The organism is Streptomyces sp. SP17BM10 (assembly GCF_036322405.1).
Taxonomy (GTDB): domain Bacteria; phylum Actinomycetota; class Actinomycetes; order Streptomycetales; family Streptomycetaceae; genus Kitasatospora.
Map to the genome: position 1 here is coordinate 160,860 of NZ_JAQYXB010000637.1, position 22,462 is coordinate 183,321.

Below are 22,462 nucleotides of genomic sequence, written 5' to 3' on the forward strand. Positions count from 1 at the left end.
CCACCCGCGGATCGCGAGGTCGTTCGACGGCCGGTGAGCGCGGACCCGGCCGCGCGTGGTGACGCCGGGCGGGCCGGCAAGTCCCGCGAGGGCAGTCGGGACGTCGGTCAGTCGGTGGGCCGGACCCGCCGGCAGCGTCACCACGAACGTCGTCGGTGTCAGTCGGAGACGCGCACGGCGAGCGCCGGCCTGATCCGGGCCGCGTGCCGGGCCGGGCCGAGGGCGGCCACCAGGGAGGCCAGCAGGGTGGTGGCGACCAGGGCGAGGATGGACCACCACTCGATCGGGAAGCCGCCGTCGAGGCCGGTGAACGCGGAACTCTTCTGGTACATCAGCCAGGTGGTGAGCACTCCCAGGACGCTGCCCAGCACGACGCCCTCCAGCGCGACGAAACCGCTCTCCCACAGGAACGAGCGCTCCACCGTCCGGGCCTGGCAGCCCAGCGCGCGCAGCACGCCGATGGTGCGCCGGCGCTCCCGCACCGCCCGGACCATGACGACGCCGAGGCCGGTGATCCCGATCAGCAGACCGAGGGCGAGGAAACCCTGCATCAGCCGGAAGAAGGCGGTGTTGGCCGCGAACAGGCGGTGCACGTCGGCGGCGATCGGGGTCGCCACCAGTCCGGCCGAGAGGTGCTCACCCTGGAGGCGGCCGGCCACCGCCTCCGGGGAGGCTCCCGGCGCTGTGCGGACCAGGGCACTGGTGGTCCGTGCGTCGGCCCCGAACTGCTGGGCGACGGCCCGGTCGCCGGCGATGAGCGGGTAGCTGGTGGCACTGTTCCCGTCGGCGGGGTAGAACGCGATCCCGCTCTTCAGGATGCCGGCGATCACCTTCTGCTCGGACCGCCCCGTGCCGGGGTCGGTGAGCGTGAGCGTGTCTCCGGGGGCGAAGAACTTGCCCGGCGGGCCGCCCGTGGAACCGAAGACCCCGTCCACGACGACGTATTCGGAGTTGCCGGCGAGCGCCTGCCAGACGGCCCGGTCGTCCGGGAGGCCCGGCAGCCGGTCCCGGAACGCGATGCTCGTGAGGCCACCGTCCGGCACACCGACGACCGCCGCGTCCAGTGGCCGTGTACTGCGGTGCCCGGGGTCGGTGGCCTGCCCGCGCGCGCCGAGCAGCGGTGTGAACGCGGCGACCTGGTTCGCGAGCGGGTCGGTGCGCAGGGCCGCGAGCGGGTCGGCCGCACCCGCCTGCGGGTTGTAGTCGAGCCGCAGGGTGTAGCCGGCGGTGGCGTCCCTGGTGGCCTGGCCGACGCTCGCGTTCACCATGCCGGAGATCTCCGTGAGCAGGACCAGGACCAACGCGATGAGGGTGTACATCACGAGGGTCGAGCCGGTGCGGAAGCGCTTGGACAACGGGTAGGCGGCGGCGAGTCGAAGGGCGAGCCCCTGCTGGGTGGGGCGTGCCATGACCCGGCGCAGCGGCCGCAACAGGACCTGCTGGTTCTCACTGACCAGAACCACCGAGGAGAAGGCGGCGAGGCTGCCGAGGATGACGTAGACGGCCATCGAGGGCGTGTCGAACACGCGCGGGCGCGCCACGCTCGCGGTCAGGGACCAGACGAGGACGAGGCCCGCGGCGGCGCTGACGACCGCGCGGCGCGGCCATCTGCGCAGGGCCGGCGGCACTGCGAACGCGACGGCCAGCGCGGGCAGCAGGTAGGCCTGTTCCGCCTGGCTGCGGGCGACGGCCGGGACGGCGGCCGCCGCGCACAGCGCGGCCAGCGCACCGGAGAGCACCAGGAGCCGCCGCCTGGGCCCGCGGCCGGCTCCTGCCGGCTGTTCGCGGATCGCGGCGATGACGTTGAAGCGGCTGATCCGGGCGCTGGTGACGGCGATCGCGGCCAGGGCGATGACCAGCCCCATCGCGGCGCCGTTCAGCAGGCTGGTGGGGGTGACGGCGAAGGCGATGGAGAGTCCGCCGCCGTCCGCCGACCAGCCGCGGAAGATCCTGGCGGCGATCAGCGCGACGCCCCAGCCCACGCCGACGCCGACCGCCACCCCGGGGATCACGGCGGCGAGGGCGTAGACGGCACCCTCCAGGGTGAAGGAGCCGACCAGCCGCGAGCGCTTGAGGCCGACCGCCCTGAGCATGCCCAGCTGCGGCTTCCGCTCCTCGGCGAGCATCACGAAGATGTTCACCAGCAGCAGTGCGCCGGCGATGATGCTGAAGCTTCCGATCATGAGGAACAGGGCCCCGAGGGAGTCTCCGGTCCGCCGTGCCTCCTGGAGCACGGTGTGCTTGGGCGTGTCGACCACCGTGCGCGCCGCGTCGGGGCCGAGGGCGGTGCGGATCTTCTCGGTGACGGGGTCGGTGAGCTTCTCGCCGCTCTGCACACCGCCCCGGTTCGAGACCATCGTCACCGACACGGGTTGCGCGCCCGCAGCGGCGGCCGCCGCGTCCAGGGCACCCGGCGGCAGGAACGCGTCGCGGTTCGTATGGCCACCGAGGCCCGCTCCGGCCAGTCCCTGCTGGGGCACCACGCGCTCCACGCGGTAGTCGGCGGGCCGCCCGTACAGGTAGAGCGTGATCGTCTGCCCGCTGCCCACCCGGAGCGAGCGGGCGAGGGGTTCGTTGAGCACCACCTGGCCCGGCCCCGGGGTAGGTCCGTTCAGGCCCGACCTTCCGCCGGGCTTGCCGAAGTGGCCGGCCTCGCCCAGGTCCATCTGCCACGCGAGCACCCGCGGTTCGGCGACTGGCCGGGGGCCGCCGGGGTTCGCGGCGGACGCCTGGGCCACCTGGGCGGTGAGCACGCCGTCGACCGCCGGATCGGCGGCGAGCGGCTTCAGCCGGTCCGCCGCGGCCGGGCCGGCGGCACCGGTGGCGACGACCCGTTCGTCGACCGGGCCGAGCGTCTGGTAGGCCTGCTGCCGCACCGAGAAGGCGAGGGTGTCGCCGACGACGAGCGCTCCGACGATGATGGCCGTGCCCAGGACGGAGCCGGTGACGACCAGGGCCGCCTCGGTGCGGCGACGGGCGACCTGGCGCAGCGCCAGGCGGCGTACCACCGGCTGGCGCACGGCGATCAGCAGGAGGGCGAGCAGGGCCACGGAGAGCGAACCCAGCACCGGCACCAGGAGATTCGGGTACACGGCTCACCCCGCGTCCTGGAGCACGGCCCGGCGGTGGTCGGAGACCAGGCGCCCGTCGCGCATCCGCACCAGGCGGGGGAGCCGGCGGCCGATCGCCTCGTCGTGGGTGACCAGCACGATGGTCTGGCCCTCGTCGCGGTTGAGCGACGTGAGAAGGTCCATCACCTGGTCCGCCATCGTGCTGTCCAGGTTCCCGGTGGGTTCGTCGGCCCAGACCACCGCCGGACGGGCGACCAGGGCCCGGGCGATGGTGACGCGCTGCTGCTCACCGCCGGACAACTCGCTCGGACGGTGCGTCACCCGGTCCGCGAGACCGATCCGCTCCAGCATGCCGATGGCGCGGGCGCGGGCCTCGCGCGGTGCGGTGCCGGTGAGCAGCAACGGGAGTTCGACGTTCTCGGCGGCCGAGAAGACGGGGATCAGGTTGAAGGCCTGGAAGACGAAGCCCATGGCCCTCGCCCGGTGCTCGGTGCGTTCGGCGTCCGACATGGCGAACAGGTCGCGGCCGTCGACCTCGACCCGGCCGGCGTCGATGTCGTCGAGGCCGGACAGGCAGTTGAGCAACGTGGTCTTGCCCGAGCCGGACGGGCCCATGACACCGACCAGTTCCCCGCGTCCGACGGTCAGGTCGAGGTCGCGCAGGGCCGTCACCTCGACCGCCCCGGTGCGGTAGACCTTGCGGACCCCGGTCGCGGCCAGCAGCGGTCCTTGGTGGTTCATGGCGGATCCCGGTGTCAGTGGTGCCAGCGGTGTCAGTAGGGCTTCGGCCTTCCGGACGGCGTGCGCATGTCCAGGGGCGGGGGCTGCTGCAGGCGGGGCCGGATGACGACCTTGATGCGGATCATCTCCGCCACCTCCTCGGGAATCGGGCTCACCGCCCACTCTCGCCGCCGTCGCCGTGCACGGGCAGGGGCCGACGGGTGCCCGTCGAGGGGTGCGCAGGACCCCCGGCCGAGGGGGCCGGTCGGCCCTGCTGCCGGGGCGGGGACCGTTCCTACGGTGGTGGCGTGGGGGCCGTACCACCCGCGGAGGACGTGATGACGACCGGTGAACGCTCCGAAGCCCGCCCCGGGTCCGCAGCGAAGAAGCGGGGCCGGCCGTGACCGGCGACGGCCGGGCCGTTCTCGCGGCCGCCCCTCCCCCTCCGGCCGAGGGAGCTCCCGATCCACGCGAGCCCCTCGACCGTCTCTTCCGAGACCTCCGGACGTCCGCGGGCGGGCTCACCGAGCGTGAGGCCGCACGGCGCCGGACCGTCTACGGGCCCAACGCGCTCACGCGCCGGGAGACGCGCCGCTGGCCGCGCGAGCTCGCCCGCCAGTTCACGCACCCCCTGGCGCTGCTGCTCGCCTTCGCCGCCGTGCTGGCGGCGGCGAGCGGGGCGCCGAACGTGGCGGCCGCGATCGTGGCGGTGATCCTCCTGAACGCCGCGCTCGCCTTCGCCCAGGAGCGGCAGGCCGAGCGTGCGGTGGAGGCCCTGGCCGACTTCCTGCCCGACGAGGCGACGGTCGTCCGGGGCGGCCGCCCGCGGCCGGTGCCGGCGACCGACCTCGTGCCGGGCGACGTGCTGGTGGTGGAGGAGGGCGACCGGGTCTCGGCCGACGCCCGGCTGCTGTCGGGTGGGGTGGAGGTGGACCTCTCCACGCTGACCGGCGAGTCCGTCCCCGTGTTCCGCTCCGCCGACCTCACGGACGCCTCCGGTCCGCTGCTGGACGCCCGGGACCTCCTGTTCTCCGGCTCCGCCTGCACCGGCGGGCAGGCCCGCGCGGTGGTGACCGCGACAGGCATGCACACCGAGCTCGGCCGGATCGCCGCGCTGAGCCAGCGCACCCGCCGCGAGGAGAGCCCGCTGGAGCAGCAGGTCAAGCGGGTCGCCCGGCTGATCGCCGTGATCGCGGTCGGGGTCGGACTCGCCTTCCTCCCGATGGGCCTGGCGGCCGGTCTCTCCCTCAGCGCGGCCGTGGCCTTCGCCATCGGCCTGCTCGTCGCCAACGTGCCGGAGGGCCTCCTGCCGACGATCACCCTGGCGCTCGCCTCCGGGGTGCGCGACCTGGCCCGGCGCGGTGCGGTGGTCAAGCGGCTGTCCGCCGTGGAGACCCTCGGTTCGACCACGGTGATCTGCACCGACAAGACCGGCACGCTGACCGAGAACCGGATGCGGGTCACCGCGGTGTGGACCCCGGGTGCGCCCCCGGACGGGGAGGTGCCCACGCCGGACGGGGCGGTCCTCGCGCTCGCCGACGCCGCCGCCACCTGCACCACCGCCGATCCGGAGGCCGGGCACGGCGACCCCACCGAGCTCGCCCTCCTCGACCTGGCCGCCCGGCTCGGCACCGGCCGGCCGCCGGACGCCCGGGACCACGAGCGCCGTGCGCTGTTCCGCTTCGACCCGCACGTCAAGCTCATGACCACCGCCGACGCCCGCGACGGCACGACCGTCCTGCACACCAAGGGCGCCCCGGAGGAAGTGCTCACCCACGCCACGCAGTTGCTCGAACACGGCACCGTACGCCCGCTCACCCCCGGCGACCGCACCGCGGTGGTCGAAGCCGTCGGCCGGCTGGCGGCGCGCGGACTGCGCGTCCTCGCCGTGGCCCGCCGGGCACTGCCGCCGGGCGCGGCGCCCCCGGCCAGGCGCGAGGACGCCGAGCGCGACCTGTGCCTGACCGGTCTGGTCGCCATGGCCGACCCGCCCCGGACCGAGGTGGCGGACGCCATCGGGCAGGCCCACCGGGCCGGAATCACCGTGCACGTGGTCACCGGGGACAACGGGCTGACCGCGGCCGCCGTCGCCGAGCAGGTCGGCATCGGCCGGCGGGGCATGCGCATCGTCACCGGCACCGAGCTCGACGCACTGGGCGACGACCGCCTGGACGCGCTGCTGGCCCGGGGCGAGGAGGTGATCTTCGCCCGCACCTCGCCGGAGGCCAAGCTCCGGATCGCCGACGCACTGCGGGCCGAGGGCCACACCGTCGCCATGACGGGGGACGGCGTCAACGACGCACCCGCGCTGCGCCGCGCGGACATCGGTGTCGCCATGGGCCGCGCCGGCACCGAGGTGGCCCGGGAGTCCGCCACCATGGTGCTCACCGACGACAACTTCGCGACCATCGTGGCGGCCGTGGAGGAGGGGCGGCGCACGTACGACAACATCCGCAAGTTCATCGTGTACATCTTCAGCCACGCCGTGCCCGAGGTCGTCCCGTTCCTCGTCTTCGCCCTCGCCGGAGGCGCGGTGCCGCTGCCGCTCACCGTGATGCAGATCCTCGCCATCGACCTCGGCACCGACACCCTCCCGGCCCTCGCCCTGGGCCGCGAGCGCGCCGAACCCGGGCTGATGGACCGACCGCCCCGGCCCCGCTCGGAGCGGGTGATCCGCCCGGCCATGCTCGCCCGGGCATGGGGCTTCCTCGGCCTGATCTCCGCCGCGCTGGTCATGGGCGGTTACTTCCTCACGCTGCACCTCGGCGGCTGGCACCCCGGCGACCCCACCGGCCCCGGCAGCCCGCTGCACCTGCACTACCAGCAGGCCACCACCGTCGCGTGGCTGGGCATCGTCGCCTGTCAGATCGGCACCGCCTTCGCCGCCCGGACGGACCGGGCCCCCCTGCGGGCCGTCGGCGTCCTCGGCAACCGCCAGCTCCTCGGAGGCATCGGCTTCTCGCTCGTGTTCGCCGCGGCGATCGTCTACCTGCCCGCGCTGCACGGCGTGTTCGGCACGGCGGCCCTCTCCCCCGCCCAACTCCTCACCGTGGCACCGTTCCCGTTCCTGGTCTGGGGCGCGGACGAACTGCGCCGCGCGGTCGTCCGGCACCGCAAGGCCGCACCGGCACCCGCCGCGACACCCGAACCACCCGTCCCGGCACCGGTCCCGACCGGGCAGCCCCCGCACCACCCCCTGCCCGTCCTGCTCGCCCGGCACGGCTGGAGCGCCCACCGGCTCACCCACGCACTCGGCGTCGGCGAGCACGCCGCCGCCGAGATCGTCGCGCACGCCCACCGCGTCGCCGCCCAGCACGGCCACCGGGCGAGGTGAAGGCCACGGCAGTTCGGGGTGCTCACATACGACGCCGTCGCCGATGCCTCCGCCTGGCCCCTCTCGCCTTCGCAAGGCCGACCGCGCCGGGCCGCCCCCTCGTCGGCACGCCGGCTGCCTCCTGCTGGCCTTCGTGGTCCCTGCGGCCTCCGTCCTGCGGAGCGCCCGGGTGATCGCGTTGGGCGCCGGGGCCCACAGCGCCCGCAAGGCCTTCCGACGCGGCTGGGCGAGGGCCGGCGAGGAGGCCGAACGGCCCTGGTGGGACGACCGACCGGGCCTTCGGACGGGGGCCTGCGGCACTGCCCCGCGCCGGTGTGCCGGGCGGACAGTGGCAGGGACGGAGCCCCCGGCGCGTCGACGCCGTCGGGCGCACCCTGCCAGCGCGTCTGGAGGACGCCATGCGCCGTGTCATCCGCTTCCGCGACCTCGGCCGGGAGGACGTCGGCCTGGTCGGCGGCAAGAACGCCTCGCTCGGCGAGCTGATCAACGGCCTGGGCCCCGCCGGGGTCCGGGTGCCCGACGGCTTCGCCACCACCGCCGACGCCTACCGCGAGCTGCTCGCCGCCGGGGGCCTGCACGAACTGGTCGCCGAGCAGGTCGACCGGCTGCACGCCGGTGCCCCGCTTTCCGAGGTGGGCGCCGCGATCCGGTCCGCCGTCCTGGCCGCTCCACTGCCGCCCGCCTTCGAACACGACGTCGTGGAGGCGTACGAGCGGCTCGCCCGCGAAGCCGGGCGGGAGGACCCGGACATCGCCGTGCGCAGCAGCGCCACCGCGGAGGACCTGCCGGAGGCGAGCTTCGCGGGCCAGCAGGAGACCTTCCTCAACGTCCGCGGCGCCGGGGCGCTCCTCGACGCCTGCCGCCGCTGCTTCGCCTCGCTGTTCACCGACCGGGCGATCGACTACCGCGAGCGGATGGGCTTCGACCACCTCTCGCTCGCCCTGTCGGTCGGCGTCCAGCTCATGGTCCGCTCCGACCTCGCCGGCGCGGGCGTGGCGTTCACCCTGGACACCGAGAGCGGCTTCCCCGGCGTGGTGGTCGTCAGCGCCGCGTGGGGACTGGGCGAGACGGTGGTCAGCGGCCAGGTCGACCCGGACGAGTACACCGTGTTCAAGCCCGTCCTCAAGGACCATCACCTCGACCCGGTGGTCAACGTGCGGCTCGGGGCCAAGCGCCGCAAGGCCGTGTACGCCGGGAACGGCTCCACCACGACCGTCGACACCGACCCCGACGAGCGGGCCCGGCCGGTGCTGGGCCAGGGCGACATCCGCACGCTCGCCGAGTGGGCGGTGGCCGTGGAGGAGCACTACGGCTGCCCGATGGACCTGGAGTGGGCGAAGGACGGCATCAGCGGGCAGCTGTTCCTCGTGCAGGCCCGGCCGGAGACCGTGCAGTCCCGCCGCCACGGCGAGGTGCTGCGCCGCTTCCGGCTGACCGGCACCGGCGACCCGCTGGTGGACGGCATCGCGGTCGGCGAGGCGATCGGCGCCGGGCCGGTGTGCGCGCTGGCCGAACCGGTCGGGCTGGAGCGCTTCCCGCAGGGGGCCGTCCTGGTCACGGCGATCACCGACCCGGACTGGGAGCCGCTGATGAAGCGCGCCGCCGCGATCGTCACCGACCACGGCGGGCGCACCTCGCACGCCGCCATCGTCAGCCGCGAACTGGGTGTGCCGGCCGTCGTGGGCACCGGCTCCGCCACCGCCGTGCTGACGGACGGACAGGAGGTCACCGTCTCGTGCGCCGAGGGAGCGGACGGCCACGTCTACGCGGGCCGGGTCGCGTACGAGTCGACCGAGACCGACCTCGGTTCGCTGCCGGCCACCCGGACCAAGGTCATGCTCAACCTGGCCGACCCGGGCGCCGCGTTCCGCTGGTGGCGCCTGCCCGCGGACGGCGTCGGGCTGGCCCGCACCGAGTTCGTGGTCGCCCACCAGGTGCGGATCCACCCGATGGCGCTCGTCCACCCCGAGCGGCTGACGGCCGAGGACCGGCGGACCGTGGACGAGCTCACCTACGGCTACCCCGACCGGACCGACTACTTCGTGGACCGCTTCGCCCACGGCGTGGCCCGCATCGCCGCCTCCCGCTGGCCGGACCCGGTGGTCGTGCGCACCAGCGACTTCAAGACCAACGAGTACGCCCGGCTGGTCGGCGGCACCCCGTTCGAGCCCACGGAGGCCAATCCGATGATCGGCTGGCGTGGCGCGAGCCGGTACTACGACCCGGGGTACCGCGAGGGCTTCGCCCTGGAGTGCCGGGCGCTGCGCCGGGCCCGGGACGAGCTCGGCCTGACCAACGTGGTCGTGATGATCCCGTTCTGTCGCACCCCGCAGGAGGCCGACGAGGTCCTCGCGGTGATGGCCGACAACGGTCTGACGCGCGGCGCGAACGGCCTGCGGGTCTACGTCATGGCGGAGATCCCGTCGAACATCCTGCTGGCCGAGCAGTTCGCCGAGCGCTTCGACGGCTTCTCGATCGGCAGCAACGACCTCACCCAGCTCACCCTCGGCGTCGACCGGGACTCAGGCCTGCTCGCCCACCTCTTCGACGAGCGGAACCCGGCCGTCACCCGCAGCATCGAATCGCTGATCGCCACCGCCCACGCGGCCGGCCGCCACGTCGGCCTCTGCGGCCAGCGCCCGAGCAACGACCCGGACTTCACCCGGTTCCTGGTCCAGGCCGGGATCGACGCCGTCTCCGTCACCCCGGACAGTTTCGCCGCCGTGAAGCGGGCGGTGGCCGCCGCCGAAGCGGCGGGCTGAGGCGCCTGCCCCGGCGGACAGGACGTGCTCTGACTTCCGGTCAACCGCCGCGTGCCCGACGCCCCCTGCGCACGCGGCCGAGGACGGTCTGGCCGCGGCTCGTCCGCCAGCGTGACCTCGCGTGCCGGAGCACCGTCTCCCACTGCTGGCGGACCTCGTTGTCGGGCGGGCGCTCGCCGCGGTGGATCCTGGCGAGTTCGTCCTGCACCTCCCGTCCGAGCGCCGCCGAGGCCACGGTCGCGAACATGGCCCCGAAGAGGGCGGAGAGCATGGCGAAGACCGCTCCGATCGCGCCGTAGCGGTTGGCGTAGGAATTGAAGAGCTGGGGCAGGTAGACGGCCATGGCCACCGAGTAGGCGCCCAGCACCGTCGCTCCGATGCACCCGAACGGCACCAGGTCGCGCGCGGGGATCCGGCGGGCGGACAGGAGCCTGCCGCCCCAGACGAGGAAGACGGCGGTCAGCGGCGCCTCGACGACGGTGGCGGCCAGCTCCAGCGGCCGGCGGCCGAGCACGGCGTGGAGCCAGCCGCTCAGCGCGGCGTACACGGCCACCAGGACGATCCACTTCAGGCCGTTCACCGTGTTGCGCACACTCAGCGGCAGCAGTTCCCAGCCCTGTTCGAAGAGCCTCTGGGCGGCCCGCGCGAAGCTCGACACCGAGATGAGGAGGAACACCACTCCGAAGACGCCCGCGGTGGCCGACTCCCCGGTGGAGGACGAGACGGAGAGGACGTGGCGCACGGCGTCGGCTCCGTCCCCGGTGAGGCCGTAGCGGTCGATGACGCGGTCGGCGACGTCCTTGCCGCCCCAGCGGACGACGAGGGCACTGCACAGGACGGCCAACGGCACCAGTGCCGTCAGCCCTGCGGAGGCCAGGGCCATCGAGCGGTCGAAACCGACCAGTCGCTGGAACCGGTTCACCACGCGCAGCGCGAAGGCCGGGCGGAGCCAGAAGGTCGCCGTCCTCAGGATGGTCTCGCGGCTGATCCGTGTCGTCTGGGCCTCCGGAGATCCGGGCGCCGTCGCCCCACCCGCTCGGTCCGTGCCGGGTGCCAGGAGCAGCGCCCTACCCCGATCCTGGGCACCCCGGCCGTTCCCGGCCAGCCAGAGGCATCCACCGGAGGCCCGCTCAGGCGGTCACGGTGGGTCCCGCCCCGCCGATGGGGCCCTGTGGCGGGCCGAACGGCCCTGCCGACCGGCGGCAGGCGGCGGTCCCATGGATGGCGGAGGCCCGGTTCCCGTGCCGGGCCCTGGACCCCGGAGGCACGGCCGTGCTGACCGACGACACCCGCGCCACCGGCCGACAGCTGATGCACACCGCCCGCGGGCGGACCATCGCGGTGTCCCGCTTCAGCCCGCAGGTGCTGCCGGACACCGGACGCGTCATCCTCGGCACGGCCTGCGAACCGCACGACACCAGGCCGCGGCCGTCGAGCGCCCGCAAGCGCCGGCGCGCTGCCCGAGACCGCGGCCTGAACCCCACAAGGACACGCTCGGCATTGGAGCCCCGGGAGACCGACATGACCACGAACAGCACCACGACGATGCGCACCAAGCGGTGGACCCTGCGGCTCGACATCTTCGAGGAAGGCGACGACACCAAGGTCCACGCCGTCCTCGACACCGGCGACAACGTCCTGGAGAGCCACACCACCGCGCGCCGCAGCCCCCACGACCCGCCCGTCCCCGAGATCGGCGACGAGTACGCCGCCGCCCGCGCCCTCATCGACCTCGGCCACCGGCTCCTGCGCGCCGGTCTCTCCGACTCGGCCGCCAACGCGCCCGCCGACGAGGACTGACCGGGTCGGCGGCCGGCCACACGGTCGGCCCACGTCGCGTGCCGGCGTGCGAGACCGGGAACCACCCGGGCAGGCCCGGCTGAGGCTGTACACCTTCTGGCACCGGATCGACCCGCTCAAGACCTCGGAGAACGCGGGCGCCGAGGTCTGGGCGATCATGGCGGTGCTCGGCCCGGCCCTCGTACCCGTGCCGTTCATCCCCGGTGTCCGGTCCGTCTCCAAGTGGACGAGGGTCCACCGGCTGGTCCGGCCGGCGCCGCCACGACCGCTCGCAGGACTGACGGGGGCGAGGGGCCGGCCGACCCCTGCTCACGGATGCGGGACGATCACCACCGGGCCGTGGGCATGGTGGATCACCCCGTGGGCCACCGGTCCCAATCTCAAAGCGGCCAGGGGTAGTCGGCGGATACGACGGCCCAGGACGACCAGGGCGGCCGTCCGGGAGACCTCGACCAGTGCGCTGACGGCGGACCGGCCCGTGACCTCACTCGTGACGCGGACGTCCGGGTACGTGTCCCAAGGGCGGGCCACGGCCTCTCCGAGCCCCGGCTCCCCTGCGGAGGTTCCCCGGTCCCGTGCCGCCAGGACCCGGAGGCCGGCCCCGCAGCGGGCCGCCTGCGCGAAGGCGAAGTCGAGCACCTCGTCGCACGGCCGGTCCGGCTCGACCCCGACGACGACCGGGCCCCGGCCCGCTTCCGCGTCCTCGGCTCCGGGGCGGACCAGGACGACGGGGCAGTGCGCCTCGGTCGCCGCCCGCAGTGCCACGGAGCCGGTGAGTCCGGCCGGGCCGCCGGGGCCGCGCGAGCCCAGCACCAGCAGGCCCCTCCGCCGGCCGGCGGAGGCCAGGACGCTCCACGGTGTGCCCGGGACGGCCTCGCAGGTGATCGCCAGTTCGGGCAGGAGGTCCGCGAGGTGCTCCCGGAGCACCGGCACGAACCCCGGCATTCCCTGCGGCGCGTCATCGCCGAACGCCCGGGTGTCCCGGGTGACGGCGACCAGGCGCAACCCGCAGCCCCGGCGGTACGCGTCGTACGCGGCCCAGCGGGCGGCGGCCTCGCTCGGCGCGGAACCGTCGACGCCCGCCACGACTTCGAAGGACATGGTCCGACTCCTCCCTCCCGACGCTTCAGGACTCCGGCACGATGGCGACCGCGCACCCGGCGTGGTGCAGCGCCGCGTGGGCCACCGGCCCGAGTCGGCCGACCGGGGTGCTCCGGCGCCGGCCGAGCACCAGGAAGCGGGCCTTCACCGACGCCTCGACGAGCACCTGACCCGCGCCGCCCGGTTCGTCGTCCTCGGTGAGCGGCACGTCCGGGTACGCGGCCCGCCAGGGCGCGAGGGCGGTCGAGAGCAGTTCGCGCTCCGACCGGCCAGGACCTCCGGGCGGCCACGCGTGCACCGCGCGCAGCGCCAGCCCGTGCCGGCGCGCCAGGTCGAAGGCGAAGTCGAGGGCCGCCCCGGCAGGGCAGCGGGCGTTCACCGCGACGAGGACGTGGTCCCGGGGCACCGGGTCCTCGGCCGCCGGGGTCACGAGGACCGGGCAGCCGGCCCGCGCCGCGACGTGGAGGGCGGTCGCGCCCACGCGCAGTCCGGGGAAGCCGCCGTCCCCGCGCGCGGCCAGGACCAGCAGTTCGGCCTCCTCCGCCGCCGCGACCAGGGCAGCCGTGGCGACGTCGTGCACCTCCTCCGCCCGCACCGCCAGCTCCGGGTGGCGGACGGCCAGCACGTGCCGCACCTGCGCGAGTGCGCTCCGCTCGCCGCACCGGGGGCGGGTGTCCCGCCCCGACAGCAGGTGCGGCATGAGCGGCAACGCGTGCAGGACGCGCAACCCGCGCCCCCTCAGCAGGGCTTCCTCCGCGGCGAGGTCGGCCGCCCGCAGGCTCGCGGACGAGCCGTCGACCCCCACCGTGACGGGCAGTTCCATGACGGCCATCTCCTTCCGGTTCGACGAACGGCCACACTCATCGTCCCGCCGGCCGCGGGCCGGCGCCAGGACCGGGTGGGCCGGCCCGGGGCGGGACCAGCGGCCCCCGTTCCCGGGACCACCCGCCCCGGCCCGGCCCGCGCGCTCACGCCTCCGCGGGGGTGATGAGGCCGTAGTGGCCGTCGTAGCGGTGGTAGAGGACGTTGCCCCGTCCGGTGGCCGTGTCGGTGAAGAAGACGAACGGCGCCCCGGTGAGGCCGAGGCGGTCCGCCGCCTGCGCGACCGTCAGCTCCGGGACCGCGTCCGTGCTCACGCCGAGCCCGGGGACGGGGGCGGCGAGCACGCCGGCCGAGGCGATCCGGTGGGTGCCGTCGTGCTCGTCGCGGTGGACGACGGCGTCGAAGCCGGTCGCGGCGTCGGTGAACAGGTGGAACGCGTGGTCCATGGCCTCCAGGTCGAGCACCGCCGTCAACGGGCTCTCCCGGCGCAGACCGTAGGACTTGCGCCGCACGATGCGCCGTTCCTGCGGCGGGCGCGGGACGTGCTGCGGGCGGTGGTCCTCCCGACCGGGCCCGACCCGGACGCCGTGCGAGATGGGGTGGTGCCGCTGGCGGGCCCGGTCGAGCCGGGCGAGGAGGCGGTCCTGGAGGAGGTCGACGGCCTCCTGCATGGTGGCGGCGGCCACGTGCGCGCGGACCGGCCGTCCGTCGAGGTCCACCACGGCCTGGGCGACGGACGGACGGACGATCGCGTGGTGCGCCTCCTGCGTGAGCTTCACCCGGACGGCGAGCACGGGCTCGTGGATCCGGCCGAGCACGGCGCGCACCTTGGCCCGGGCGTAGTCGGGCGCGGCCGAGGACACGGCCCCCCGGGTCGTGATCTCGACGTCGACGGCGGGCGGGCTCTGCGGCGGGTTCATGCGCGTGCTCCGTTCGGGACGGCGGCCGAGGAGGTCCGGACGGTGGTCCCGGTGGTGCCGAGGAGGATGCCGAGGGCGTTGTCGAGCGGGCCGATGCCGGCGAGGCCGCCGGTCCGCTCGACGAAGGAGGCCGCGGCCTCGGCCTTGGGCCGCATCGAGCCCTCGGGCAGGTCGAGCCGGCGTAGGTGCCCCGGGGTGGCGGTGAGCAGGGGGCGGGGCCGGGAGGTGCCGAAACCGGTGAACACGTGGGTGACGTCGGTGAGGATCAGCAGCGCGTCCGCGTCGAGCTGTTCGGCGAGCAGCGCGGCCGTGCGGTCCTTGTCGACGACCGCCTCGACGCCGGTCGTCCGGCCGGTGGTCCGGTTGCGGACCACCGGCACTCCGCCGCCGCCCGCGCAGATGACGACGGTGCCGCCACCGAGGAGTTGCCGCACCACGGGCGCTTCGAGCACCGCCTTCGGCTCGGGCGAGGGCACGACGCGGCGCCGGACCGCTCCGTCCTGCGCGGTGGACCAGCCGAGTTCGCGGGTCAGCCGGACGGCCTGGCGGTCGGTCAGCGGCTGCCCGATGAACTTCGCGGGGTGCTTGAACGCCGGGTCGTCCGGATCGACCTCGGTGTGGGTGACCAACACGGCCACCGCCCGGCCCGGCAGGCGGGCGAGGAGTTCCCGGGCGAGCAGGGTGCCGATCATGCCCTGGGTCTGGGCACCGAGGACGTCCAGCGGGTAGGGCGCCGTCAGGGCCGGGTCGGTCTCGCTCTCGACGGCGAGCAGGCCGATCTGCGGTCCGTTGCCGTGCGTGACGACGACCTCGTGCCCGGCCTCGACGAGTTCGGCGAGCGAGCGCGCGGCCTCCCGGACGTGGTGCAACTGGACCTCGGCGTCCGGGTGTTCGCCCCGGCGGAGCAGGGCGTTCCCGCCGAGTGCGGCGACGATGCGCATGATCAGTCCCTCCCGAGCGTGGCGACCAGGATCGCCTTGATGGTGTGCATGCGGTTCTCGGCCTGCTCGAAGACCAGGCTGGCGGGCGAACGGAAGACCTCGTCGGTGACTTCCAGCCCGTCCTCGCCGTGCTCCTCGGCGAGTTCGGCGCCGAGGTCGGTGCGGCGGTCGTGCAGGGCGGGCAGGCAGTGCAGGAACGCGGTGTCCGGGTTGCCCGTGGCCGCGAGGGTCTTGGCGTTCACCTGGTAGGGCCGGAGCAGTTCGATGCGCTCCCGCCACTTCTCCGGAGCCTCGCCCATCGAGACCCAGACGTCGGTGTAGAGGTAGTCGGCGCCGCGCACCCCCTCCGCCACGTCCTCGGTGAGGGTGATCCGGGCACCGCTGCCGAGGGCGAGCTGCCGGCTCGCGGCGACCACCTGCGGCTGCGGCCACAGCGCGCGGGGCGCGGCGATCCGCACGTCCGTGCCGAGCAGGGCACCCATGGTCAGCAACGAGTTGGCGGTGTTGTTCCGGGCGTCGCCCAGGTAGCAGAAGGAGATCCCGGTCAGCGGCCGGCCGCTGTGCTCGCGCATGGTGAAGACGTCGCACAGGCTCTGGGTGGGGTGGCAGGCATCGGTCAGGCCGTTGTACACGGGCACGCCGGCGTGGTGGGCGAGTTCGGTGACGGCGTCCTGCTCGAAGCCCCGGTACTCGATGGCGTCGTACATCCGGCCGAGGACGCGGGCGGTGTCGGCGATGCTCTCCTTGTGACCGATGTGCGAGCCGTCCGGGCCGAGGTAGGTGGTGGTGGCGCCCTGGTCGGCCGCCGCGACCTCGAAGGCGCAGCGGGTCCGGGTGGAGTTCTTCTCGAAGATCAGGGCGATCCTGCGGCCGGTGAGCCGGGGCGTCTCGGTGCCGGCCCGGCGGGCGGCCTTCAGCTCGGCGGCGAGGTCGAGGAGGTGGTGGATCTCGGGGGCGGTGTAGTGCAGTTCGCTCAGGTAGTGGCGGCCGCGCAGGTCGACGGTCATGGCTGTGGCTCCTCGGGTGGGTTCAGTGGACGGCGTCGCGCTGGATCGGGCAGCTCATGCAGCGCGGGCCGCCCCGGCCGCGGCCGAGTTCGGACCCGGCGATGGTGACGATCTCGACGCCCTGCTTGCGCAGGTGGGTGTTGGTGGTGGTGTTGCGCTCGTAGCCGACGACGACCCCGGGTTCCAGGGCGAGGAAGTTGCTGCCGTCGTCCCACTGCTCGCGTTCGGCGGCGCGGACGTCCTGGTCGGCGGAGAGGAAGCGGACCCCCTCCAGGCCGAGCGCCTCGGCGAGGGAGCGGGCGAGGTCCTGGTCGGGGCGCACGTCGAGGCCGGCGGGCCGGTCGGGGGCGGGCACGACGGTCCACGAGCGCAGCGGTTCGGCCAGCCCGGGGTAGCGGACGAAGGTGTCCCGGTCGATCATCGTCAGGACGGTGTCGAGGTGCATGAACGCCCGGCTCTCGGGCAGCCGAACGGCGATCACCCGCCGGGCGGTGCCGAACCGGAACAGGTTCCGGGCGAGCTGTTCGACGGCCTGCGGGGTGGTCCGTTCGCCCATGCCGACCATGACCACCCCCTCGCCGACGACGTGGACGTCCCCGCCCTCGACGGTCGTCCCCGGCTCGGGGTCGGTGCCGTCGAGCAGCGGCGGGGCGGTCTCGGCGAACAGCGGGTGGAAGCGGTAGATCGCGGCGGTGTGCAGGGTCTCGCGCCGCCGGGCCGGGCGGGCCATCGGGTTGAGGCTGTAGCGGGCGCCGATCCAGCAGGAGTTGTCGCGCGGGAAGAGGTGATTGGGCAGCGGCGGGAGGGCGAAGTCCTGCGCGCCGAGGGTGTGCCAGAACAGGCTGTGCGGGTCGCGCAGCGGCAGGTCGTCCTTGAGGACGCCGCCGATGAGGTACTCGGCCAGCGTCCGGCCGTCCAGTTCCCCGCACAGCTCCCGGACCGGGTCGACCAGGGCGGGCCCCACGGTGGCCGGGGTGACCACCCGGCCGAGCAGCCAGGCCCGGGCCGGCGGCAGTTCGAGGGTCTCGCCGAGCAGTTCGGCGTAGTGGTGGACGCGCACGCCGTGGTCGCGCAGCACCTGGGCGAACGCGTCGTGCTCCTCGCGGGCGCGCTTGGCCCACAGGATGTCGTCGAACAGCAGCCCGTCGACGTTGCGCGGGGTGAGCCGGGACAGTTCCAGGCCGGGGCGGTGCAGGATCACCTGGCGCAGGCGGCCGGCCTCGGAATCGACTCGCAGGACGGACATGGTGGTACTCCTTCGTGCTCGGTGCTGGTGGACGTCGCGCTCAGGTCCGGGTGGCCGGGTCCCGGCCGAACCGCACGGCGTGCGGGCGCTTGAGCCAGATGTAGCCGGGGATGCCGAGCAGGATCGTGAACAGGCCGTAGTAGACGGTCTGGTAGCCGCTGCCCTGGATCGACCAGTAGGAGAAGACCAGCGCGAGGACGGCGACGGTGACGTCCCGGGCGAACCGCCGCCGGTCGAGCTCCGCGCGTCCCCGCAGGGCCAGCCAGTACAGCTGGGCGGCGGCGGACACCAGGTACGGGATGACGGCGGTGAGCACGCTCAGCAGCACGATCTCGGTGAAGACCTTCGTGAACCGGGTGTAGCTGACGACGGTGAGCACCGACGCGAGGACCGTCGCGGAGACGATCCCGAAGGCGGGCACCTCGCCGCGGGTCCGGCCGAACGCGGCCGGGAACAGGCCGTCGCGGGCCGCGGCCATCGGCATCTCGGCGCAGATGAGCGTCCAGCCGTTGAGCGCGCCGAGCCCGGAGACGATCGCCGCGACGGCTACCAGGTTCCCCGCCCAGGTGCCGCCCGCGATGGTGTTGAGGGCGTCGGTGAACGGCGCGGTCGAGCCGACGAGTCGCGCGTGCGGGACGGTCCCGAACACCGCGAGGGTGCCCAGCAGGTAGATCGCGGCGCAGGCCAGCGTGCCGTAGACGGTCGCCCGGGGCACGTTGCGCCGCGGCTCCCGGACTCGCCCGGCGGCCACCGAGGCGGTCTCCAGCCCGATGTAGCTGAACAGGGCGATCGCCGCGGCCGCCGAGACCGCCCCGACCGCCGAGGTGCCGGAGGCGTTGAAGGCACCGAGGTTGCCGGACCTGACGAACAGCAGTCCGGCCGTCGCCATGAACGCCAGCGGGAGGAACTTCAGGACGGTGGTGACCACTTGGAAAGCGCCGATGCTGCGCACGCCGGCGAGGTTGACGACCGCGGGCAGCCAGAGTCCGACCAGCGCGATGGCGACCGACCCCCAGGTGTGGTGCCCCTTGTTCACGAACACCTCGACGTAGCCGACCCAGGCCACCACGATGGCCGCGTTCCCGGCCCAGGCGGTGATCCAGTAGGACCAGGCGGTCAGGAAGCCCGTGAACTCGCCGAAGGCCTCCCTCGCGTAGACGTACGGGCCGCCGCTGCCGGGCACGCGTTCGGCGAGGCGCCCGAAGGTGGCCGCGAGCGCGAGCGCGCCGACGGTCACCAGCACGAACGCCACCAGCGCGATCGGCCCGTAGGGCGCGAGGGCGGAGGGCAGGGCGAACACCCCGGTGCCGATGATGCTGCCGACGACGAGTGCGGTGGCGGCCGGCAGCCCGAACGACCCGCCCTGCCGTGGTGGCCGGTCGGCCGGTGGTCTTCCCTGGTCGGCTGTGGGCATGGGGGCGCTCCTTCGTGACGGGCCGGAAGAGGGGTGCGGCCGGGGGGCCGCGTTCACTGAGGTAGATCCTCGAAGGGCGGGGCCCGCCGCAGCAGGGGACAACGGTCCCTCCTCCGTTCGCCGCTCGTCCCGGACCGACGTCCCGAGGGTCCCTGGGGGGCGCGTTGTCCAGCAATGCGCGCCCGGCGTGTGATGAGGCCGCCCTGCGCTCACCGCAGGCGCCGCGCGACCCTCCGGGACCAGTGGCCCCGTCCGGGGTCCCGTCCGTCCCTGGGCCGCCGTCAGGTCCGGCCGCGAGAGTGACGCCGGGCCACCACCGGACCACCACCGTCCCCCGGGCCCCCGACGAAGGAGTACACGGACATGGCCGGCTCATCCGCACCCGTACGGTCCGCCGCCGTCGCACACCCCCTGCGGCACCACCTCCACCGCGCCATCGGCGCCGACGACAACCCGCTGAGCCGCCCGCTCGACCGCAAGCGCAGCCGCGCCCTGCTCCTGGCCGTCCTCGGCCTGGTACTGGCGGCGGTCGCCGGCTCCGGCGTCTCGCTCGCCGCGCTGGCCTCGGGGCAGCGCGCGGCCGCCGTGACCGCGGCCCACCGGCACCGGGTGAGCGCGACGCTGCTGGCCCCGGCCGAGCAGGTGGCCGGGCTGGCGGGCCTCAGCCGGGTCCGGTTCCAGGCCACCGCCGCCTGGACGGCGCCGTCCGGGCGGCCCGCGACCGGCCCGGTCGACGTCGACCGCCCGCTCGCCTCCGGCGCCGTCACCCGCCTGTGGGTGGACGACGACGGACACCCGGCCGCCGCGCCACCGGCCACCGCCGACCTCGTCATGGACGCCGTGTTCCTCGGGCTCGCCGGGCTCGCCGCCCTCGGAGTGCTGATCGGGACGGCCCTGTGCATACGCCTGCGCCGACTCGACCACTGGGCCGACCGGCGCTGGGAACTCTCCTGGGCCCGGCTCGAACCGGTCTGGAGCGGCCGCCGCACCCCCTGACCGCGCACCGGCCGGGCGCCACCACCACCCTCGACCCCGACCAGCCCACCGGAAGGACTCCTGCCATGCCGGGACAGCCCCTCGACGACGGCACCGCACACGCCCTCGTCGCCGCGGCAGCCGCCGCACCGTCCATCCACAACACCCAGCCGTGGCGCTTCCGCCTCGACGCCGCCCACCGCACCTTCGAGGTGTACGCGGAGCGGCGACACCCCCTCCCGCACACCGACCCGAACGGCCGCGCGGTCCACCTCTCGGTCGGCACCGCCCTCTGCAACCTCGCGGCGGCGGCCGTCCACCTGGGCTGGGAGCCCGTCGTGCGCCTGCTCCCGCGGGGGGACCGCCCCGGCCCGTTGGCCACCGTCCGGCTCGCCGGCGCCCCGCGCGCCGCGCTGCTGCGCCGCCCCGACCTCTATCGGGCCATCTGGCGCCGGCGCTCCAGCCGGGTGCCGTTCCTCGCCGACCCGGTGCCCGGCCCCGTCCTCGCCGAACTCGCCGAGGCCGCCCGGTCCGACGGCGCTCTGCTGCGCCGTCCCGACGCGGCCGAACGCGACCGGCTGCTCGCCCTCACCGCCGAGGCCGAGCACCGCTGCGGTTCCGACCCGGACCGCCGGGCCGAGAGCCGCTCCTGCCTCGCCGCCCCCGGCGCGGCCGAGGGCCTGCCCGTCTACGCCCTCGGTGCGCAGGACTCCACCGGGCACCTGCCGATGCGCGCCTTCGCCGGCCCCGCGGACGGAGTGACCACGGAACGGGCGGCCTTCGAACGGGACCCCCAACTGCTCCTGCTCACCACCCGCCACGACGGACGGACCGACTGGCTGCGCGCGGGCCAGGCCCTGCAGCACGTCCTGTTGCTGCTCACCCTCCACGGCGTGCGCGCGTCCCTCCTGCACCAGGCGCTGGAGTGGCCCGACCTGCGCGACCTCATGGCGGGCCCCGGCCCCGGGCGCGGCACCGCGCACATGCTGCTGAGGATCGGCTACGGCCCGGCCGGCTTCCCCACGCCGCGCCACCCCACGACCGTCCTCCTCCAGCAGCCCGCGGTCCTCTCCGCCGCTCGCTGACCCTCCGTCCGGGGCATCGGGGCCGTTCGGCCCTATCGGCCGGGCCCGTCCGGGATGCACGCTGTGCAGCGGCACATCCACCCCGCCGGCCCGGCGGACCCAGGACCCCGGAGAAGTCATGACGGACACCGCGACGGCCCTCCCCATCCGCGTGTTCCTGCTCGACGACCACGAAGTGGTCCGTCGGGGCGTGCGCGAGCTCATCGAGACCGAGCCCGACCTCACCGTGATCGGCGAGGCCGCGACCGCCGAGCAGGCGCTGGCCCGGGTGCCCGCCCTGCGCCCCGACGTCGCCGTGCTCGACATGCGTCTGAGCGACGGGGACGGCGTCAGCGTCTGCCGCGAACTGCGCTCGCGCATGCCGGAGTTGGCCTGCCTCATGCTCACGTCCTTCGACGACGAGGACGCGCTGCTCGACTCGATCATGGCCGGCGCCGCCGGCTACGCGCTCAAGCAGATCAGCGGCACCGACCTGATCGCCGCGATCCGGACCGTCGCCTCCGGCCAGTCCATGCTCGATCCCGGCGCCACCAGCCGCATCATGGCCCGGCTGCGGTGCGAGCGCGCCCCGCAGGAGTCCGGGCTGCCCGAACTGACCGCGCGGGAACGGGAGATCCTCGCCCTGGTCGGCGAAGGGCTGACGAACCGCCAGATCGGCGAGCGGTTGTACCTCGCCGAGAAGACGGTCAAGAACCACATCTCGCGGCTGCTCGCCAAGCTCGGCGTCGAACGACGCGTCCAGGCCGCGCTCATCGCCAACCGGACCCTCTCCCCCGCGCGGTAGGGCAGGGAGCAGCACCGGGCCGTTCCGGGCCACTCGGCAGGCCGCCCGGGACCGAACGGCCCTCGCCCCGCAGGGAGACGGCGCGAACAATCGAGTCCATGGAACCCGACCACACCCCCACCGTGAACGCACCGTTGGACGAGCGGCAGTGCCTACGCCTGCTGGCGGGCGCCTCGGTCGGCCGCGTGGTCTACACGATCGGCGCCCTGCCGGCCGTGCTCCCGATCCGCTACCGGCTCGGCCCGGACGGCAGCGTGCTCCTGCACGCCACCGCCCGCTCCGAACTGGTGCGGGCGGTGTCCGGCGCGCTGGTGGCGTTCGAGGCGGGCGAGGTCGACGCGGCGGACGGCACCGGCTGGAGCGTGACGGTGCTCGGACGCGCCGACGCCTCGGCGGGCCGCCTCCCGGGCCAGGTCGCGATCCGCATCCGGCCCGAACTCGTCACCGGCCGCCTCCTGCCGGACGGCCCGGCCTGACCGG

Annotated in this window: 17 protein-coding genes; 7 read left to right on the forward strand and 10 right to left on the reverse strand. The window is 74.8% G+C overall.

Annotation, left to right across the window (positions count from 1 at the left end):
• Window positions 1–158: 158 nt before the first annotated feature.
• Window positions 159–3,092: an ABC transporter permease gene (locus PUR71_RS27835; RefSeq protein WP_329929883.1), complete on the reverse strand. Its 2,934-nt coding sequence runs from the start codon at window positions 3,090–3,092 to the stop codon at window positions 159–161.
• Window positions 3,093–3,095: 3 nt separating this feature from the next.
• Complete coding sequence (locus PUR71_RS27840; protein ID WP_329929884.1) at window positions 3,096–3,812, reverse strand: ABC transporter ATP-binding protein; 717 nt, start codon at window positions 3,810–3,812, stop codon at window positions 3,096–3,098.
• A 379-nt stretch (window positions 3,813–4,191) separates the two neighbouring features.
• Between PUR71_RS27840 and PUR71_RS27845 the strand changes: the two genes are divergently transcribed.
• Together PUR71_RS27845 and ppsA are read left to right on the forward strand one after the other, a co-directional pair.
• Window positions 4,192–7,125, forward strand: a complete 2,934-nt coding sequence (locus tag PUR71_RS27845) for a cation-translocating P-type ATPase (RefSeq protein ID WP_329929885.1) — start codon at window positions 4,192–4,194, stop codon at window positions 7,123–7,125.
• Window positions 7,126–7,523: 398 nt separating this feature from the next.
• Complete coding sequence (gene ppsA, locus PUR71_RS27850) at window positions 7,524–9,887, forward strand: phosphoenolpyruvate synthase (RefSeq protein ID WP_329929886.1); 2,364 nt, start codon at window positions 7,524–7,526, stop codon at window positions 9,885–9,887.
• A gap of 40 nt (window positions 9,888–9,927) precedes the next feature.
• Here the strand turns inward: ppsA and PUR71_RS27855 are convergent, their stop codons facing one another.
• Window positions 9,928–10,809 (reverse strand): YhjD/YihY/BrkB family envelope integrity protein, encoded by an 882-nt coding sequence (locus PUR71_RS27855; RefSeq protein WP_329929887.1) that lies wholly within the window; start codon window positions 10,807–10,809, stop codon window positions 9,928–9,930.
• A 350-nt stretch (window positions 10,810–11,159) separates the two neighbouring features.
• Here PUR71_RS27855 and PUR71_RS27860 point away from each other — a divergent pair, with 350 nt between their 5' ends.
• Window positions 11,160–11,687 (forward strand): dsRBD fold-containing protein, encoded by a 528-nt coding sequence (locus PUR71_RS27860; protein WP_329929888.1) that lies wholly within the window; start codon window positions 11,160–11,162, stop codon window positions 11,685–11,687.
• 309 nt (window positions 11,688–11,996) lie between these two features.
• Here PUR71_RS27860 and PUR71_RS27865 read toward each other — a convergent pair whose 3' ends face one another.
• The 7 genes from PUR71_RS27865 to PUR71_RS27895 form a co-directional block, all read right to left on the reverse strand.
• Window positions 11,997–12,788: a universal stress protein gene (locus PUR71_RS27865; RefSeq protein WP_329929889.1), complete on the reverse strand. Its 792-nt coding sequence runs from the start codon at window positions 12,786–12,788 to the stop codon at window positions 11,997–11,999.
• Window positions 12,789–12,813: 25 nt separating this feature from the next.
• A complete protein-coding gene (locus tag PUR71_RS27870) occupies window positions 12,814–13,611 on the reverse strand; it encodes a universal stress protein (RefSeq protein WP_329929890.1) in 798 nt (265 codons plus the stop codon).
• Between the two features lie 145 nt (window positions 13,612–13,756).
• Window positions 13,757–14,530, reverse strand: a complete 774-nt coding sequence (locus tag PUR71_RS27875; protein WP_329929891.1) for a ribosome hibernation promotion factor — start codon at window positions 14,528–14,530, stop codon at window positions 13,757–13,759.
• Window positions 14,527–15,471: a carbamate kinase gene (locus tag PUR71_RS27880; RefSeq protein ID WP_329929892.1), complete on the reverse strand. Its 945-nt coding sequence runs from the start codon at window positions 15,469–15,471 to the stop codon at window positions 14,527–14,529. Before PUR71_RS27880 ends, PUR71_RS27875 begins: the two co-directional genes overlap by 4 nt.
• A 2-nt stretch (window positions 15,472–15,473) precedes the next feature.
• Window positions 15,474–16,478, reverse strand: a complete 1,005-nt coding sequence (gene argF, locus PUR71_RS27885) for an ornithine carbamoyltransferase (protein ID WP_329929893.1) — start codon at window positions 16,476–16,478, stop codon at window positions 15,474–15,476.
• 22 nt (window positions 16,479–16,500) lie between these two features.
• Window positions 16,501–17,724 carry an arginine deiminase gene (locus PUR71_RS27890; RefSeq protein WP_329929894.1) on the reverse strand — a complete coding sequence of 408 codons (1,224 nt, stop codon included), beginning with the start codon at window positions 17,722–17,724 and terminating at the stop codon, window positions 16,501–16,503.
• A 40-nt stretch (window positions 17,725–17,764) separates the two neighbouring features.
• Complete coding sequence (locus PUR71_RS27895) at window positions 17,765–19,138, reverse strand: amino acid permease (RefSeq protein ID WP_329929895.1); 1,374 nt, start codon at window positions 19,136–19,138, stop codon at window positions 17,765–17,767.
• Between the two features lie 363 nt (window positions 19,139–19,501).
• Between PUR71_RS27895 and PUR71_RS27900 the strand changes: the two genes are divergently transcribed.
• From PUR71_RS27900 to PUR71_RS27915, 4 genes are all read left to right on the forward strand, one after another.
• Window positions 19,502–20,134: an Rv1733c family protein gene (locus PUR71_RS27900; protein ID WP_329929896.1), complete on the forward strand. Its 633-nt coding sequence runs from the start codon at window positions 19,502–19,504 to the stop codon at window positions 20,132–20,134.
• Window positions 20,135–20,199: 65 nt separating this feature from the next.
• The gene (locus tag PUR71_RS27905; RefSeq protein ID WP_329929897.1) at window positions 20,200–21,198 is read left to right on the forward strand and encodes an Acg family FMN-binding oxidoreductase; all 999 of its coding nucleotides are present in this window, start codon (window positions 20,200–20,202) and stop codon (window positions 21,196–21,198) included.
• 118 nt (window positions 21,199–21,316) lie between these two features.
• A complete protein-coding gene (locus PUR71_RS27910; RefSeq protein WP_329929898.1) occupies window positions 21,317–21,982 on the forward strand; it encodes a response regulator transcription factor in 666 nt (221 codons plus the stop codon).
• 98 nt (window positions 21,983–22,080) lie between these two features.
• Window positions 22,081–22,458 carry a pyridoxamine 5'-phosphate oxidase family protein gene (locus PUR71_RS27915; protein WP_329929899.1) on the forward strand — a complete coding sequence of 126 codons (378 nt, stop codon included), beginning with the start codon at window positions 22,081–22,083 and terminating at the stop codon, window positions 22,456–22,458.
• Window positions 22,459–22,462: the final 4 nt, after the last annotated feature.